The sequence below is a fragment of the Janthinobacterium sp. GL_088 genome, from assembly GCF_057837845.1.
The window spans coordinates 417,922-431,207 of record NZ_CM174453.1 but is presented as its reverse complement, the minus strand read 5'-3'; the positions used below and the strand labels follow the sequence as shown (position 1 = coordinate 431,207).

13 protein-coding genes and 1 tRNA gene are annotated in these 13,286 nt (G+C 62.9%); 7 read left to right on the top strand and 7 right to left on the bottom strand.

What is annotated here, in order from left to right:
* Positions 1–12: 12 nt before the first annotated feature.
* From AC3IQ7_RS01865 to AC3IQ7_RS01855, 3 genes are all read left to right on the top strand, one after another.
* Positions 13–372: an MmcQ/YjbR family DNA-binding protein gene (locus AC3IQ7_RS01865; RefSeq protein WP_489208204.1), complete on the top strand. Its 360-nt coding sequence runs from the start codon at positions 13–15 to the stop codon at positions 370–372.
* Entirely contained in the window at positions 369–1,625 is a 1,257-nt protein-coding gene (locus tag AC3IQ7_RS01860) for a phenylacetate--CoA ligase family protein (protein ID WP_489208203.1), read from the top strand. The genes AC3IQ7_RS01865 and AC3IQ7_RS01860 overlap by 4 nt, the downstream gene beginning before the upstream one ends.
* Positions 1,626–1,688: 63 nt before the next feature.
* On the top strand, positions 1,689–2,270 hold the full coding sequence (locus AC3IQ7_RS01855) for a hypoxanthine-guanine phosphoribosyltransferase (RefSeq protein ID WP_099377742.1): 582 nt from the start codon (positions 1,689–1,691) through the stop codon (positions 2,268–2,270).
* 48 nt (positions 2,271–2,318) lie between these two features.
* Here AC3IQ7_RS01855 and AC3IQ7_RS01850 read toward each other — a convergent pair whose 3' ends face one another.
* From AC3IQ7_RS01850 to AC3IQ7_RS01840, 3 genes are all read right to left on the bottom strand, one after another.
* Entirely contained in the window at positions 2,319–3,272 is a 954-nt protein-coding gene (locus tag AC3IQ7_RS01850; protein ID WP_099377741.1) for an NAD(P)H-dependent flavin oxidoreductase, read from the bottom strand.
* 99 nt (positions 3,273–3,371) lie between these two features.
* Complete coding sequence (locus tag AC3IQ7_RS01845; protein ID WP_489208202.1) at positions 3,372–4,295, bottom strand: MBL fold metallo-hydrolase; 924 nt, start codon at positions 4,293–4,295, stop codon at positions 3,372–3,374.
* An 8-nt stretch (positions 4,296–4,303) separates the two neighbouring features.
* Positions 4,304–4,483 carry a DUF1289 domain-containing protein gene (locus AC3IQ7_RS01840; protein ID WP_489208201.1) on the bottom strand — a complete coding sequence of 60 codons (180 nt, stop codon included), beginning with the start codon at positions 4,481–4,483 and terminating at the stop codon, positions 4,304–4,306.
* 332 nt (positions 4,484–4,815) lie between these two features.
* Between AC3IQ7_RS01840 and AC3IQ7_RS01835 the strand changes: the two genes are divergently transcribed.
* Together AC3IQ7_RS01835 and AC3IQ7_RS01830 are read left to right on the top strand one after the other, a co-directional pair.
* Positions 4,816–5,229 (top strand): CopG family transcriptional regulator, encoded by a 414-nt coding sequence (locus AC3IQ7_RS01835; protein WP_034783786.1) that lies wholly within the window; start codon positions 4,816–4,818, stop codon positions 5,227–5,229.
* A 54-nt stretch (positions 5,230–5,283) separates the two neighbouring features.
* On the top strand, positions 5,284–6,543 hold the full coding sequence (locus AC3IQ7_RS01830; protein WP_233516114.1) for an extracellular catalytic domain type 1 short-chain-length polyhydroxyalkanoate depolymerase: 1,260 nt from the start codon (positions 5,284–5,286) through the stop codon (positions 6,541–6,543).
* Here the strand turns inward: AC3IQ7_RS01830 and AC3IQ7_RS01825 are convergent.
* From AC3IQ7_RS01825 to AC3IQ7_RS01815, 3 genes are all read right to left on the bottom strand, one after another.
* Positions 6,536–7,687, bottom strand: a complete 1,152-nt coding sequence (locus AC3IQ7_RS01825) for a response regulator (protein ID WP_099377737.1) — start codon at positions 7,685–7,687, stop codon at positions 6,536–6,538. The two genes, AC3IQ7_RS01830 and AC3IQ7_RS01825, sit on opposite strands and share 8 nt — an antisense overlap.
* A gap of 31 nt (positions 7,688–7,718) precedes the next feature.
* Positions 7,719–10,775 carry a response regulator gene (locus AC3IQ7_RS01820; RefSeq protein WP_489208200.1) on the bottom strand — a complete coding sequence of 1,019 codons (3,057 nt, stop codon included), beginning with the start codon at positions 10,773–10,775 and terminating at the stop codon, positions 7,719–7,721.
* Between the two features lie 97 nt (positions 10,776–10,872).
* The gene (locus AC3IQ7_RS01815; protein ID WP_489208199.1) at positions 10,873–11,070 is read right to left on the bottom strand and encodes a cysteine-rich CWC family protein; all 198 of its coding nucleotides are present in this window, start codon (positions 11,068–11,070) and stop codon (positions 10,873–10,875) included.
* A gap of 231 nt (positions 11,071–11,301) precedes the next feature.
* Here AC3IQ7_RS01815 and argB point away from each other — a divergent pair, with 231 nt between their 5' ends.
* Both argB and AC3IQ7_RS01805 read left to right on the top strand, forming a co-directional pair.
* Entirely contained in the window at positions 11,302–12,195 is an 894-nt protein-coding gene (gene argB / locus AC3IQ7_RS01810) for an acetylglutamate kinase (protein ID WP_010393729.1), read from the top strand.
* A 65-nt stretch (positions 12,196–12,260) separates the two neighbouring features.
* Positions 12,261–12,335, top strand: a tRNA-Thr gene (locus AC3IQ7_RS01805).
* 67 nt (positions 12,336–12,402) lie between these two features.
* On the opposite strand, the gene AC3IQ7_RS01800 is transcribed toward AC3IQ7_RS01805, so the two are convergent.
* Positions 12,403–13,272: a TraB/GumN family protein gene (locus AC3IQ7_RS01800; RefSeq protein ID WP_322426554.1), complete on the bottom strand. Its 870-nt coding sequence runs from the start codon at positions 13,270–13,272 to the stop codon at positions 12,403–12,405.
* Positions 13,273–13,286: the final 14 nt, after the last annotated feature.

Here is a 13,286-nt window from a genome sequence, read left to right as displayed (position 1 = left end):
GGAGTTGCCGTCATGGATCTGGAACGGGCGAAGCAAGTGTGCCGCGGCTTTCCCGGCGCGGCAGAAGACATCAAGTGGAGCAACGTGCTGGCGTTTTCCGTCGGTGGCCGCCTGTTCGCCCTGTGCGGCGCGGAAGCGCACAGCACGCGCGGCATGAGCTTCAAGGTCGATGCGGAACGCTTCCTGGAATTGACGGACCGTCCCGGCTTTCGCCCGGCGCCCTACCTGGCGCGGGCCAAATGGGTGCTGGTCGCCAGCCCAGACGCCCTCGACGACGACGAAATGGCTACCCTGCTGCAGCGCTCATACAGCCTGATTGTTGCGGGACTGACGAAAAAAATGCAACGTGACATTGGAGAATCAGCAACATGACCGATACGCTCGATAGTCTGGAAGCACGCGCCCCCGAAGCGCGCGAACGCGAATTGATGGCCGGCCTGCCGCAGCTGATCGCGCGCGCGCAAAAGGCGCCGGGCTGGGCCCGCATCCTCGACGGCGTCAACGCAGCCGACATCACCAGCCGCGCCGCGCTGGCGCAGCTGCCCGTGACGCGCAAGTCCGACCTCAAGCAATTGCAGCACGACGCGCTGCCGTTCGGCGGCTTGAACACGACGCCGAAAAACGCCCTGTCGCGCGTGTTCGTCTCGCCCGGCCCCATCTTCGATCCCGAAGGCCGCGGCCCCGACTGGTGGCGCTTCGCGCGTCCCATGTATGCGGCCGGCGTGCGCGCCGGCGGCTTGCTGCAAAACTGCTTTTCGTATCACTTCACGCCGGCCGCCTTCATGGTCGAAGGGGGCGCCGCGCGCATCGGCTGCACCGTCATCCCGGCCGGCATCGGCCAGACGGAAATGCAGGTGCAGGCGATGGCCGACCTGAAGCCCGACACGTATATCGGCACGCCGTCATTTCTGAAACTGATCATCGAAAAAGCGCGCGAGATGGGCGCCGACATCAGCAGCGTCACCAAGGCCGTGATGGGCGCGGAAGCCTTGCCCGAGTCCCTGCGCAGCTGGTTTGCCGAAAACGGCGTGCCACACGTGTTCCAGACCTATGCCTCGGCCGATATCGGCAGCATCGCCTATGAAACGGCCAGCAATGGCAAGCTCAATCCCGGCATGGTCGTGGACGAAAACGTGCTGCTGGAAATCGTCCATCCCGGCAGCGGCATTCCCGTCGCGCCGGGCGAAGTGGGCGAAGTCGTCGTCACCGTCTTCAATGTCGACTATCCGCTGATCCGCTTCGCCACGGGCGATCTGTCGGCCGTGTTGATCGACGCGCCGGATTCGCCGTGCGGCCGCACGAATACGCGCATCAAAGGCTGGATGGGACGCGCCGATCAAACCACCAAGGTGCGCGCCATGTTCGTGCACCCATCGCAGGTGCATGAGATCGCGCGCCGCCACCCGCACATCAAAAAGGCGCGGCTGGTGGTGTCGGGGCGCATGGCCAACGACGAGATGACTTTGCATTGCGAAGTCGACGATCCGACGGACGCCAGCGGCACCGAAGCCATCATCGGTTCGATCCGCGAACTGACCAAGCTGCGCGGCGATGTGCTGCTCGTGGCCGTGGGCAGCCTGGCGCAGGATGGGAAAATCATCGACGACATGCGCGATTACAAATAAGGCCGATTTGCGGGATAATACCGGCATTGACCATCAGCCCCATTCATCGCCATGCAAGAGTCCATGCAAGAATTTCATCACAACCGTGCCCGTGACCTGATCAAGAACGCGGAACTGCTGTTCGACCAAGACGCCGTGCAGGCGTCGATCACGCGCATGGCCGATGTGCTCAACACGCGCTTCAACGCCGAGGACTCGAAAGAGTTCCCGCTGGTGCTGGGCGTGATGGGCGGCGCCGTTGTATTTACGGGCAACCTGCTGCCGCAACTGAGCTTTCCACTCGAATTCGACTACATCCACGTCAGCCGCTACGGCGACGACGACAAGGGTGGCGAGGTGGTGTGGAAAGTCATCCCCCGTTCGAACGTGGCGGGCCGCACCGTGATCGTGCTCGACGATATTCTGGACGAAGGCGAGACCCTGGCGCACGTCAAACAGCGCTTGCTGGACATGGGTGCCTCGGAAGTCATCCTGGCCGTGTTCGCGGACAAGGCCATCGGCAAGAAGAAGCCGGTACAAGCCGACATCGTCGGCCTGGTGATCCCGAACCGTTTCGTCGTCGGCTTCGGCATGGATGCATATGGCTACTGGCGCAACCTGCCGGGCCTGTGGGCCATCAAGCCCGAGGATTTGAAGCAGGAATAAGGATGGCCTGGATGACGCGACATGCCGCGTCATCCGGCAGCAGCAAGGTTACAGCTTCAAGCGCGCGCGCGCCGCATCGTATTCGGCTTTCAGGCGCGCCACCATCTCTTCCACGCTCGGCACGTCATCCATCAAGCCCACACCCTGGCCCGCGCCCCAGATGTCGCGCCAGGCTTTGGCGCTACCTGAGCCGAAGTTCATCGCGCTCTTGTCCGCTTCGGGCAACGCTTCCGGATCGAGTCCGGCCGCTTCGATCGATTTTTTCAGGTAATTGCCGTGCACGCCCGTAAACAGGTTCGTGTAGACGATGTCCGCCGCGCTGGAATCAACGATGGCGTCGCGGTAGCCCTCGCTGACGTTCGACTCCTTGGTCGCCAGCCAGCGCGAGCCGATGTAGGCAAAGTCGGCGCCCATGGCTTGCGCGGCCAGCACGGCGTCGCCCGTGGCGATGGAACCCGACAACGCCAGCGGACCGTCGAAGAATTTGCGCACTTCGCCCACCAGCGCGAACGGCGACAGGGTGCCCGCATGGCCGCCGGCGCCGCTGGCCACCAAGATCAAGCCATCGACACCGGCTTCCAGCGCTTTTTTCGCATGGCGGATCGAAATCACGTCATGCAGCACGATGCCGCCATAGCTGTGGATGGCGTCGAGCATTTCCTTCGGCGGCGCGCGCAGCGAGGAAATGATGATGGGGATCTGGTGTTTCACACACACTGCCACGTCATGCGCGAGGCGGTCATTCGACTGGTGCACGATCTGGTTGACGGCGATCGGCCCGACCTTCTTGTCCGGATTGGCGGCCTGGAAGGCAGCCAGTTCGGCCTGCAAATCCGTGAGCCACGTGTCGAGCAATTCGGCGGGTCGCGCATTCAGGGCCGGGAAGGAACCGACGATACCGGCCTTGCACTGTGCCGCGACGAGGGCCGGGCCGCTGGCGATGAACATCGGCGAGGCGATTACGGGTAAGGAGAGGTTTTGCAACGCAACAGGCAATGCCATGGCGGACTCGCTGGAAAGTTGATCGGGATGAGAAATACACTGAACGTTGATTATAGTGCAGAAAAAGTACGATCGTGCTGAATTTATCGCCTGACCGTTTCAGCCTTCGTTAAGCAAGTACTCACCCTCGACCTGTGCCGCCGTGGCCCTCACCAGCTGCGACACGGCCCACTCGGCCAGCGCGGCCGCTTCCTGGCGCAGAAAGCGCCGGTTGGCCTCTTCGAAGATGGGCATGCCGCGCAGCAGCGCCGGTATCTCGGCGATGGCGATGCGCTGGCGTTCCAGCAGCAGGAACTTGAGCAGCACTTTTACCGCGTTCTGCGCATTGCGCACGGGATCGGACGCCAGGTAATCGAGGCGCGACCAGGCGCGCTGCAGGGCGCCGGCGGCGTCCTGGAATGGCCGTCCATGGCCAGGGATCACCACGCGCACGTCCAGGCCGGCGATCAGGTCCAGCGTGGCGCGCGCTTCCAGAAAACCGGAGCCGCCATCGAGTTCGGGGAAGATCACGCCAAAACCGTTTTCCCACAGGGCGTCGGCGGAGATCAGGATGCCCTCGTCGGCGCAGTAAAAAATCAGCGAGTGCGGATCGTGGCCCGGTGCGCCCAGCGCTTGCCAGCGCATGTCGGCCAACGTCAACGTGTCGCCCGGCGAGACGGTGGCGTCAAAGCCGAAGCGCGGGCATTGCTGGCCCGTGGCCTGAAAACTCAGGGCGTCGACGTCCCACGCGCGCACCTTGTCCGCTTCCGAGACGGGAATGGCCGTGTGGCAGCCGTATTGCGCTTGCAGCAGCGCGTTGCCGCCGCAATGGTCGGAATGCAGATGCGTATTGAACAGGCGGTCCAGCGGCCGGCCATCGAGACTGTGGCGCAGCAGGGCCAGGGTTTGCGGTGCATGCGTGACGTAGCCGCTGTCGATCAGCGCCGTGTCGTCCCGCCCCTGGAACAGGATGTTATTCGACGACAGCCAGCCGCGTTCGAACACCTGCATGGCATCGGGGAACAGCGCTGGCGATCGCGGCATTGGCTTCCTCAGTAGTCTGGCTCGAAGTCGAGCAGGGATACACGTCCTGGCAATTCGGCCAACACGGCGCGCTTGAAGTCGTCGTCGGCCTTGCTCCAGGCGATGATCTCGTCAAGCGTGCGCAGGCAGCCTTCGCACAAGCCGCTGTTGCGGTTCATCTTGCACAGGCTGACACAGGGTGAAGGCACCGGTGACGGCAAGGGGAGCGGAACGGCTGGCGGAGGTGGGGTAGCGACCATCATGGAGCGGCATCGGTAAACGTGTAGGCTTTCATTATGCCGCGAAACGGCGCCGGCGAGTCGGCGGCATCGCCATGCAATGTTTCTGTGAATAAATTTTCAAGTGAAAACATGATCAAAAAATCATTTTCTGGAAATTTATTTTGCAGCCCATTCTCACTCTGCGGGTGCCCGTCCTACAGCGTTATCAGACCAAATCCTGCTTGACTTGAGATACTACACAACTATACTACCATCCATACAGATGGCAAATGGATGCCAAGTGGAGTTTTTGGAGAGATATGGCCAAGCAAGACAGCAAGCCCAAAATTGGGGAATCCGAGAAAATCACGATCAACCTCGGCTTGATCGACCTGGGGCAGATCGATTTGCTGGTCCAGGAAGGATTTTATTCCAACCGCACGGATCTGATCCGTACGGCCATACGCAACCAGCTGGGTATCCACGCCGACGTGGTGAAACAAACCGTCGCCCGTAAAAGCCTGGTATTGGGCATGCAGCATTATTCGCGCGCCGACCTGGAAGCGATCCAGGCAGCCGGCCAGCGCCTGCAAATCCAGGTGCTGGGACTGGCCAGCATTGCCAGCGACGTCTCCGTGGAACTGGCACTGGCCACCATCGAGTCGATTTTCGTATTAGGTGCCCTGCACGCCAGCACCGTCGTCAAGACGGCGCTCGCAGGGCGAATTCACTAGCGTATTGGTTCGCGGCGATGACCCGGCCGATGCGCGGCACCGTTAAGGATGGTCATGAAACTACCTCTCAACATGTTGGCGCAGATGCGCGCCGCAACCCGCAATCTGATGGGCGGCGGTCCCGCCGCCGCCACCGAAGCGATCCAGCAGGCGCTGTCTGCCGCCGGCCTGACGCCGCCGGCGGCAGCCACGCAAGCGCCGCCACCGCAGCCGATGCGCGATATCAATCCACCACCTGCGTCACCACCTGCGCAGGCCCGAGCCGAGCAACCGCAAGCTGACGCCGCGCCACCCACGCCCGCGCAGGCGGCGCAGGACTTCGCGCAGGATTTCATGGCGCGCCTGGGCGTGCCGGCCGGCCTGGGCCAGCACAGCTTCGACATGCCCAGCTTCGAGCTGCCGAATTTCCACCCACCTGGCTTCAACACGCCGGCCGCCACGCCGGTGGAGATGCCGGCCGGTGCGCAATTCATCGACGGCGTGTACCGCAACCATGCGGGCACGCGCTCCTATAAACTGTATATCCCCAGCAGCTATCACGGCCAGGCCATGCCGCTGATCGTCATGCTGCACGGCTGCACGCAAAATCCCGATGATTTCGCCGCCGGCACGCAGATGAATGCGCTGGCCGAAGAAAAGGAATGCTTTGTCGTCTACCCGGCGCAAACGCAGGGCGCCAACAGTTCGCGCTGCTGGAACTGGTTCAATGCCATCGACCAGCAGCGCGACCAGGGCGAACCATCGCTGATCGCCGGCATCGCCCGGCAAGTCATCGACGAATATCCAGTGAATGAACGCGAAGTGTTCGTCGCCGGCCTGTCGGCGGGCGGCGCCATGGCCGTCATCGTCGGTACCCTGTACCCGGACCTGTTTGCCGCCGTCGGCGTGCATTCGGGCCTGCCCTTCGCTTCGGCGCAGGACTTGCCATCGGCGCTGGCCGCCATGAAGGGCGGCGCCATGCCCAATGCCCAGCGCAAGGCGCCGGCCGGCGGCGTGCCCATCATCGTCTTCCACGGCGACCGCGACACCACCGTCAATCCGCGCAATGGCGATGAACTGATCGCCCAGGGCGTGCGCAGCCAGGCAGGCGGCAAGGCGGCCAAGGCCGCATCCATCGACGGCAGCGTGCCGAATGGCCACCGCTACACGCGCACCACGCACAGCCAGGCCGATGGCTCCCCGCTGGGCGAACACTGGGTCATCCACGGCGCCGGCCATGCCTGGTCCGGCGGCAGCCATAACGGCAGTTATACGGATGGAAAAGGGCCGGACGCCAGCCGGGAAATGCTGCGTTTCTTCAAGACCGTCAGTTGATATTGTCGGTGTAGGGCGCGATCTGCCGCTGCTTGTCGGCGATCTCGCATACGCCGTCGGCATAGCGGGTGGAGATGGCGATGAACTGCTCCTGGATCTGCAGGAAGGCATCGACGATCTCGGCGTCGAAGTGCGAACCGCGTCCTTCGACGATGATCTGCACGGCCTGTGCATGGTCCATGCCCTGCTTGTAGATGCGCCGGCTGATCAGGGCGTCATACACGTCGGCCAGCGCCATCAGGCGCGCCGAAATCGGGATGGCTTCGCCGGCCAGGCCTTGCGGGTAGCCGCTGCCATCCCATTTCTCGTGGTGGCTGTAGGCGATCTCTTTCGCGTACTTGAGGAAATCGACTTCGATGCCCAGCTCGTGCTCGGCCGCCAGGATGGCGTCGCGCCCGAGCGTGGTGTGCGTCTTCATGATGGCCATTTCGTGCGGCTCGAAACGTCCGGGCTTGAGCAGGATATGGTCGGGGATGCCCACCTTGCCGATGTCGTGCAGCGGCGCCGTCTTGAACAGCAGTTCGATATTCTTGTCCGTCAAAAAATCGCGGAAGCGCGGCAAGCCGCGCACCTTCTCGGCCAGCGCCTTCAGGTAGTGCGAGGTACGGCGGATATGGTTGCCCGTCTCGCTGTCGCGCGTCTCGGCCAGCGAGGCCATGGCGTGGATCGTGACGTCCTGCAGCGCCGCCACTTCCTGCACCCGGCGCTCCACCTCCGTTTCCAGGTATTGGTTCTGGTCGCGCAAGAAATCCTGCATCTGCTTCATCGCCAGTTGCGTCCTGATGCGCGCCAGCACGATGGGCGCCGAAATCGGCTTGGTGATGTAATCGACGGCGCCCAGGGCCAGGCCCAGCTGCTCGTCCGCCACTTCGCTCATGGCGGTGACAAAAATCACGGGGATGCCGGCCGTGGCGGGATCGGCCTTCAGCGCGCGGCACACGTCGTAGCCGCTCATGCCCGGCATCATGATGTCGAGCAGGATCAGGTCGGGCTGGTCGCTGCCGGCGGCGATCTTCAGGGCGCGCTCGCCATTCACGGCGATCTTGGTGCGGTAATCGTCTTCCAGCACCGCGCGCAGCAGGTCGATATTGTCTGGCGTGTCATCGACCACCAGAATGGTTGGCTTGCTTGCCGGCGCTCTCATGCCCGTCCTTCGCTCTGCATAGTTATCCTTGTCACAGTGTCAGCTCCAGCGCATCGGCCACCTCGCCCAGCTGCGCCAGCGCACCTTCGAAATCGTATTGTCCCAGCATGCGCTTCAACTGGCGCGCGTGTTCCGCCTGCCCGGCCGCGACCAGCACGGGGCCAATGCCGTCCAGGTGCTTGACGGCCTGCGCATCGTCCTGCAGCAGCAGCTGCGACAATTCGCGCAAACCCGCTTCCAGGTGCGCCCGGTCCACCGGCGCCACGTACGCCACCGCCGCGCCGCCCGCCTCGGCCGCATTGCCACGCAACTGCATGGCCAGCACGACTTTCGGCACCAGCTCGTCGAGCGCCAGGGCGCAGGCGGCCAGCGCCTGCGGCAAGCCGTCGTGCGAACCCAGGCTGAGCAAGTGCTCGACCCGCGCAGCGCTGTCGGCCAGGCCACCGGCACCGATATTGCCCGCCAGGCCCTTCAAGGTATGCGCTTCGCGGATCGCGGTTTCCAGCTGGTTGTTCTCGATGGCGGCAATGATGCGCTGCATGGCGTCGAACTGGGTTTCCACAAAACGGTCCAGCAATTTTCGCATCAAAACGGCATTACCGCCCACGCGACGCATGGCTTCCGCCATTTTCAGGCCGGCGATCACGGGCAGCTCCGCTTCCGGCTGCGGCATCACCGCCGTCATTGCCTGCGGCGTGGCCGGTGCGATCCAGCGCGCCAGGGTACCGAACAGCTGCGCCACGTCGATCGGCTTGGCGATGAAATCGTTCATGCCGGCATCCAGGCATTTTTCCTTGTCGCCCACCATGGCATTGGCCGTCATGGCGATCACGGGCAAATTCGAATAGCGGGGATCCTGGCGCAGCTTGCGCGTCGCCTGGTAGCCATCCATCACCGGCATCTGGCAATCCATCAGCACGCCGTCATAGGCGTTTTCCTCGATCTTCGCCAGCGCGATGGCGCCATTGCTGGCGATGTCGACGCGGATGCCGGCGTCGTTGAGAATATGCTGTGCCACTTCCTGGTTCACTTCATTATCCTCCACCAGCAGCAGCCAGGCGCCGCGCAAGGCGCGCTCGTCATCGCGGTAGCTGCTCTGGCGCTGCGTCTTGCGGCTCTGTCCCGTCACACCGCCAAACACGAACGATATCTGGTCGAGCAGGGTCGAGGCGCTGACCGGCTTGTTCAAGACGCCGTCGAACGGCAAGTCCCGCTGGCGCGCCGCTTCCAGCAGCGCTTCGCGATGGAAGGCCGTGACCATGATGCAGGCCGGCGTCGCATCGATGCCGGCGGCATCGGCGCGGATGCCGGCCAGGGTATCGAGGCCGTTCATGCCCGGCATTTTCCAGTCCATCAGTACCAGTCCGTACGCTCGCCCCTCGGCGCGCGCCTGCGCCACGGCGCCGATGGCCAGCACGCCGCCAGACACGGCACGCGCCTCGAAGCCCAGCGCCGTCAGCATGCTGACGAAGATTTCACGCGCACTGGGGTTGTCATCGACCACCAGCACGCGCAGGCCCTGGAACTGCTGCTGATGCTGCAGTTGCGGCAGGCTGTCGCGCGGCACGGCGGCCAGGCCGAAGCGGGCCGTGAAGAAAAAGGTGCTGCCCACGCCCGCTTCGCTGACCAGGTCGATCTCGCCTTCCATCATTTCCACCAGGCGCTTGCTGATGGTCAGGCCCAGGCCCGTGCCGCCATGGTGGCGCGTGGTCGAGGTGTCGGCCTGGGTAAAGGCCTGGAACAATTTGCTGCGCTGGGGCGGCGTCAGGCCTATGCCCGTGTCGCGCACATCCACGCGCAAGACAGCCGCACGTTCTTCCAGCTGCTGCAAGCGGATGGTGACGACGATCTCGCCCTTGTCCGTAAACTTGATCGCGTTGTTGGTGAGATTGATCAGCACCTGGCCCAGGCGCAGCGGGTCGCCCTGCAAGGCGTTCGGCACGTCGGGGGCGATGTCGAACAGCAGTTCCAGTCCCTTGTCCTGGGCACGCATCACGGACAGGTCGGCGATCTGCGCCAGCACGTCCTCGAGGAAGAAATCGACTTTTTCAAAGGCCATCTTGCCCGCCTCGATCTTCGAGAAATCGAGGATGTCGTCGATGATGGCCAGCAGGTTCTTCGAAGCCGACTCCACCTTCTCCAGGTAGTTGCGCTGGGTCGACGTGAGGTCCGTCTGCAGCGCCAGGTGGGTCATGCCGATGATGCCGTTCATCGGCGTGCGAATTTCATGCGACATATTGGCCAGGAAGTCCGATTTCATCTTGGTCGCATCCTCGGCCACTTCGACGGCGTGGCGCAGGTCCTGCTCGACGGCCAGGCTGGTGCTCATGTCCTTGAGCGCCTGCAGCAATTCGCCCGTCTCGTCGCGCGACGTCACTTCGATGACGGAACTGAGGTCGCCATTGGCCACGCGCGTGGCGATCGCCACCGCCTCGCCCAGCGGACGCGTGATCGAGCGCGCCGACCAGGCAAAGGCGAGACCCGTCAGCAAGGCTGCCAGGCCGATGCCGCCCATCAGCAGCAGCGAGGTATCGATGTCGTTGCGTATCCTGGCCGCGCTGTCGCGGATCAGCTGCTGCTGCAGGTCGTCGAGCTGGCCCACGTACAGCAGCACTTTTTCCAGCACCGGCAAGGTCTGCGTCTGTATGGCCTGCTCGGCGCGGGCATCCTCGCCGCGCTCGATCAGTTCGAACATCGTCTTGAGCGAAACATAGTAATCGGCGCGGGCCAGGTGCATCTGCTCCAGCAGGCGCCGTTCCTCGGGCCGCGCATCGAGACCGTCGAGAATGCGCACCTGCTCATCGATGCCCTGCTTGATCGCTTCCAGGCGCGCCTGGTTTGCCTGGCGCAGCGCCGGCTCGTGCTGGTTCGGCAGGTTGCCGATGCGCGTGGCCGCCTCGCGCGCCAGCCCGTGGATCTTGCTGGTCGCCTTGGCGGCGACCCAGTCGCGCTGCAGGATATCGTCGGTCTCGGCGCGGATGGCATAGATGCGGCTCCCCGCCAGGACGATAACGACCAGCATCAGCACGATCAACATGGCATAACCGGCATTGATGCGCACGCCGATGCGGATATCCCTGAAACGCATGAGAGTTTCCTATCAGAAATTCTTAAAAACCGAAGTCTGAACGTATTCCCCTACAAAATGCAAGGTCTTTTGCAAAGGAAAAAGCGCGCCGATAGGCTTATTTGGCCGGCGTTGCTGCCGGGGGCGTCAAGCTGGCGATATGGGCTTGCAGGCAGGCGGGACACCAGCAGCCCGCGGCGGCGCTGCCGGGCACGGGAACGGCTGGCGGCAGGGCCAGGCACCAGCAGGGTTCCTTGGCGTCCGGATCGCGCTGGCCACACTGGAAGGTGGCGCCGCAGAGAGTGCACTGGCTCATGGCTGTGTGTGAATTGGCAAGTGTGTGTCATGCTGCGCCGGGATGCGACGCAGATGTAACTGGCAGTAAAAGGGCTGGCTGGGGAACATATCGGGCCAGACTATAGGATCATCAGGGAAAATACAACAAGATCGCCCTATAATGCCTCCAAGATTTTCTTCTTCCCTGTAAAATCTCACAAATCTATTTTCCGGACTCGCCATGAATCAACTAGCTAACTTGAACCTGGACATGAATGACGACTTGACGGCGGTGTCGCCACAAATCAAGGCGCAGATTCTGGCCGAGGCCCTGCCCTACATCCGCAATTTCCATGGCAAGACCATCGTCATCAAGTACGGTGGCAATGCCATGACGGACGAACGCCTGAAGCACGGCTTCGCGCGCGACGTCATCCTGCTCAAGCTGGTCGGCATGAACCCGGTCGTGGTGCACGGCGGCGGACCGCAGATCGATAATGCGCTGAAAAAAATCGGCAAGCAAGGCACCTTCGTGCAAGGCATGCGCATCACCGATGAAGAAACCATGGAAGTGGTGGAGTGGGTGCTGGGCGGCGAAGTGCAGCAGGATATCGTCATGCTGATCAACCATTACGGCGGCCAGGCTGTGGGCCTGACGGGCAAGGATGGCGGCTTGATCCGCGCGCGCAAGATGCAGATGCCGGACCGCGAACATCCGGGCGAATTCCTCGATATCGGCTTCGTCGGCGAGATCGACGCGATCAACCCGGCCGTCGTCAAGGCGCTGCAGGACGACGCCTTCATTCCCATCATTTCGCCGATCGGTTTCGGCCAGGATGGCCAGGCCTACAACATCAACGCCGACGTGGTAGCCGGCAAGATCGCGGAAATCCTGAAAGCGGAAAAACTGATCATGATGACCAACATCGCTGGCGTCCAGGACAAGCAGGGTAACCTGGTGACCGACCTGTCGGCACGTGAAATCGACGAGATGTTCGCCGATGGCACGATCTCGGGCGGCATGCTGCCGAAGATCTCGTCCGCGCTCGACGCCGCCAAGTCCGGCGTGAACACCGTGCACATCATCGACGGCCGCATCGAACACTCATTATTGCTGGAAGTGTTGACCGAGCAGGCTTTTGGTACTATGATCCGTTCGCACTAAAAAAATCGCAATGCATCACAGCGAGTAGTTTGGCGGCGCAGATCACCTGGCGCCGCTTTTAATTTGCCCTTGTAGCTCAGTGGTAGAGCACTCCCTTGGTAAGGGAGAGGCCACGTGTTCGATCCACGTCAAGGGCACCAGTATCCTTTCCCCGCAGCTAAAAAACTGTCCATGGCGGCGTTGTCCTTCCTCGCCGTACATTCAGCGCTAATACACCCGCTCGACCTTCAAGCCCTTCTGACGCAATAGCTCCGGCACGCTTTTCGTTCCGACCAGGTGCAGCACGCCGATGGCGGCCAGGCTGGACTTTTCGCGCGCAAGCAAGTTGGCGATGCCGTCGGCCAGGGCCGGGTTGCGGCCATCTAACAATACCTTTTGCACGAACTGCGCGGCGAACGAGGGGTCTGTTGCCGCCTTGGCCGCCAGCTTGTTGAAGGCGGCCGCGTCGGCCGTGCGCCATGCGTTGGCGATGTCGCGCGCTTCCTGGCTTTGTTCCTGATCCTCGATCGACGCCACGCCGTCTTCCAGGAAGCGGCACTGGTCTACCGGCGACATGGCGCCGAACAGCGCCATCTGGCCTTCCATCGATTCGAGCTCCAGCACGGGGATCTTGCGCGCCCTGGCCTGCTGCGACAGATAATTGTCGACGGCCAGGTCGGAGCGGTAGCCCAGGGTGGAAAATTCGCCGATGGCCAGCATGCTGGCCAGCATCCACGGCTTCATCGGCGCCACCGACTCGGCTGGAATGCCGTATTTTTGCAACAGCGGCGCCAGGCGTGGCGCCAAGGTCTGGCGGCAATCGGTAGGTACTTTGCTGCCCGGCGCCTCCATGCCGTATTTCAGCACGGCGCCCAGGGCGGCACGCGGATCGGCGCCCGGATCGATCTCCAGCGCCAGCGCGCCAGCCTGATGCAGCGCCTGCGTCACGGTCGGCTCGAGCGGATAAAAGTCGGGTGCGCCGACGTGGATGGTACCGAACAGATACAGGGTATGGCTGGCATCCTGCACCTTGAACAGGGCGCCCCGGTTTTGCGCCACGGGCGGCGCTTCGGCAAAGGCCGCCGGCAACGGCAGCAAGAATAATCCGCAAA

Coding starts and splice junctions, on each gene's coding strand:
- AC3IQ7_RS01865 (WP_489208204.1), top strand. CDS start 13: ATGGATCTGGAACGGGCGAAGCAAGTGTGCCGCGGCTTTCCCGGCGCG.
- AC3IQ7_RS01860 (WP_489208203.1), top strand. CDS start 369: ATGACCGATACGCTCGATAGTCTGGAAGCACGCGCCCCCGAAGCGCGC.
- AC3IQ7_RS01855 (WP_099377742.1), top strand. CDS start 1,689: ATGCAAGAATTTCATCACAACCGTGCCCGTGACCTGATCAAGAACGCG.
- AC3IQ7_RS01850 (WP_099377741.1), bottom strand. CDS start 3,272: ATGGCATTGCCTGTTGCGTTGCAAAACCTCTCCTTACCCGTAATCGCC.
- AC3IQ7_RS01845 (WP_489208202.1), bottom strand. CDS start 4,295: ATGCCGCGATCGCCAGCGCTGTTCCCCGATGCCATGCAGGTGTTCGAA.
- AC3IQ7_RS01835 (WP_034783786.1), top strand. CDS start 4,816: ATGGCCAAGCAAGACAGCAAGCCCAAAATTGGGGAATCCGAGAAAATC.
- AC3IQ7_RS01830 (WP_233516114.1), top strand. CDS start 5,284: ATGAAACTACCTCTCAACATGTTGGCGCAGATGCGCGCCGCAACCCGC.
- AC3IQ7_RS01825 (WP_099377737.1), bottom strand. CDS start 7,687: ATGAGAGCGCCGGCAAGCAAGCCAACCATTCTGGTGGTCGATGACACG.
- AC3IQ7_RS01820 (WP_489208200.1), bottom strand. CDS start 10,775: ATGCGTTTCAGGGATATCCGCATCGGCGTGCGCATCAATGCCGGTTAT.
- AC3IQ7_RS01815 (WP_489208199.1), bottom strand. CDS start 11,070: ATGAGCCAGTGCACTCTCTGCGGCGCCACCTTCCAGTGTGGCCAGCGC.
- argB (WP_010393729.1), top strand. CDS start 11,302: ATGAATGACGACTTGACGGCGGTGTCGCCACAAATCAAGGCGCAGATT.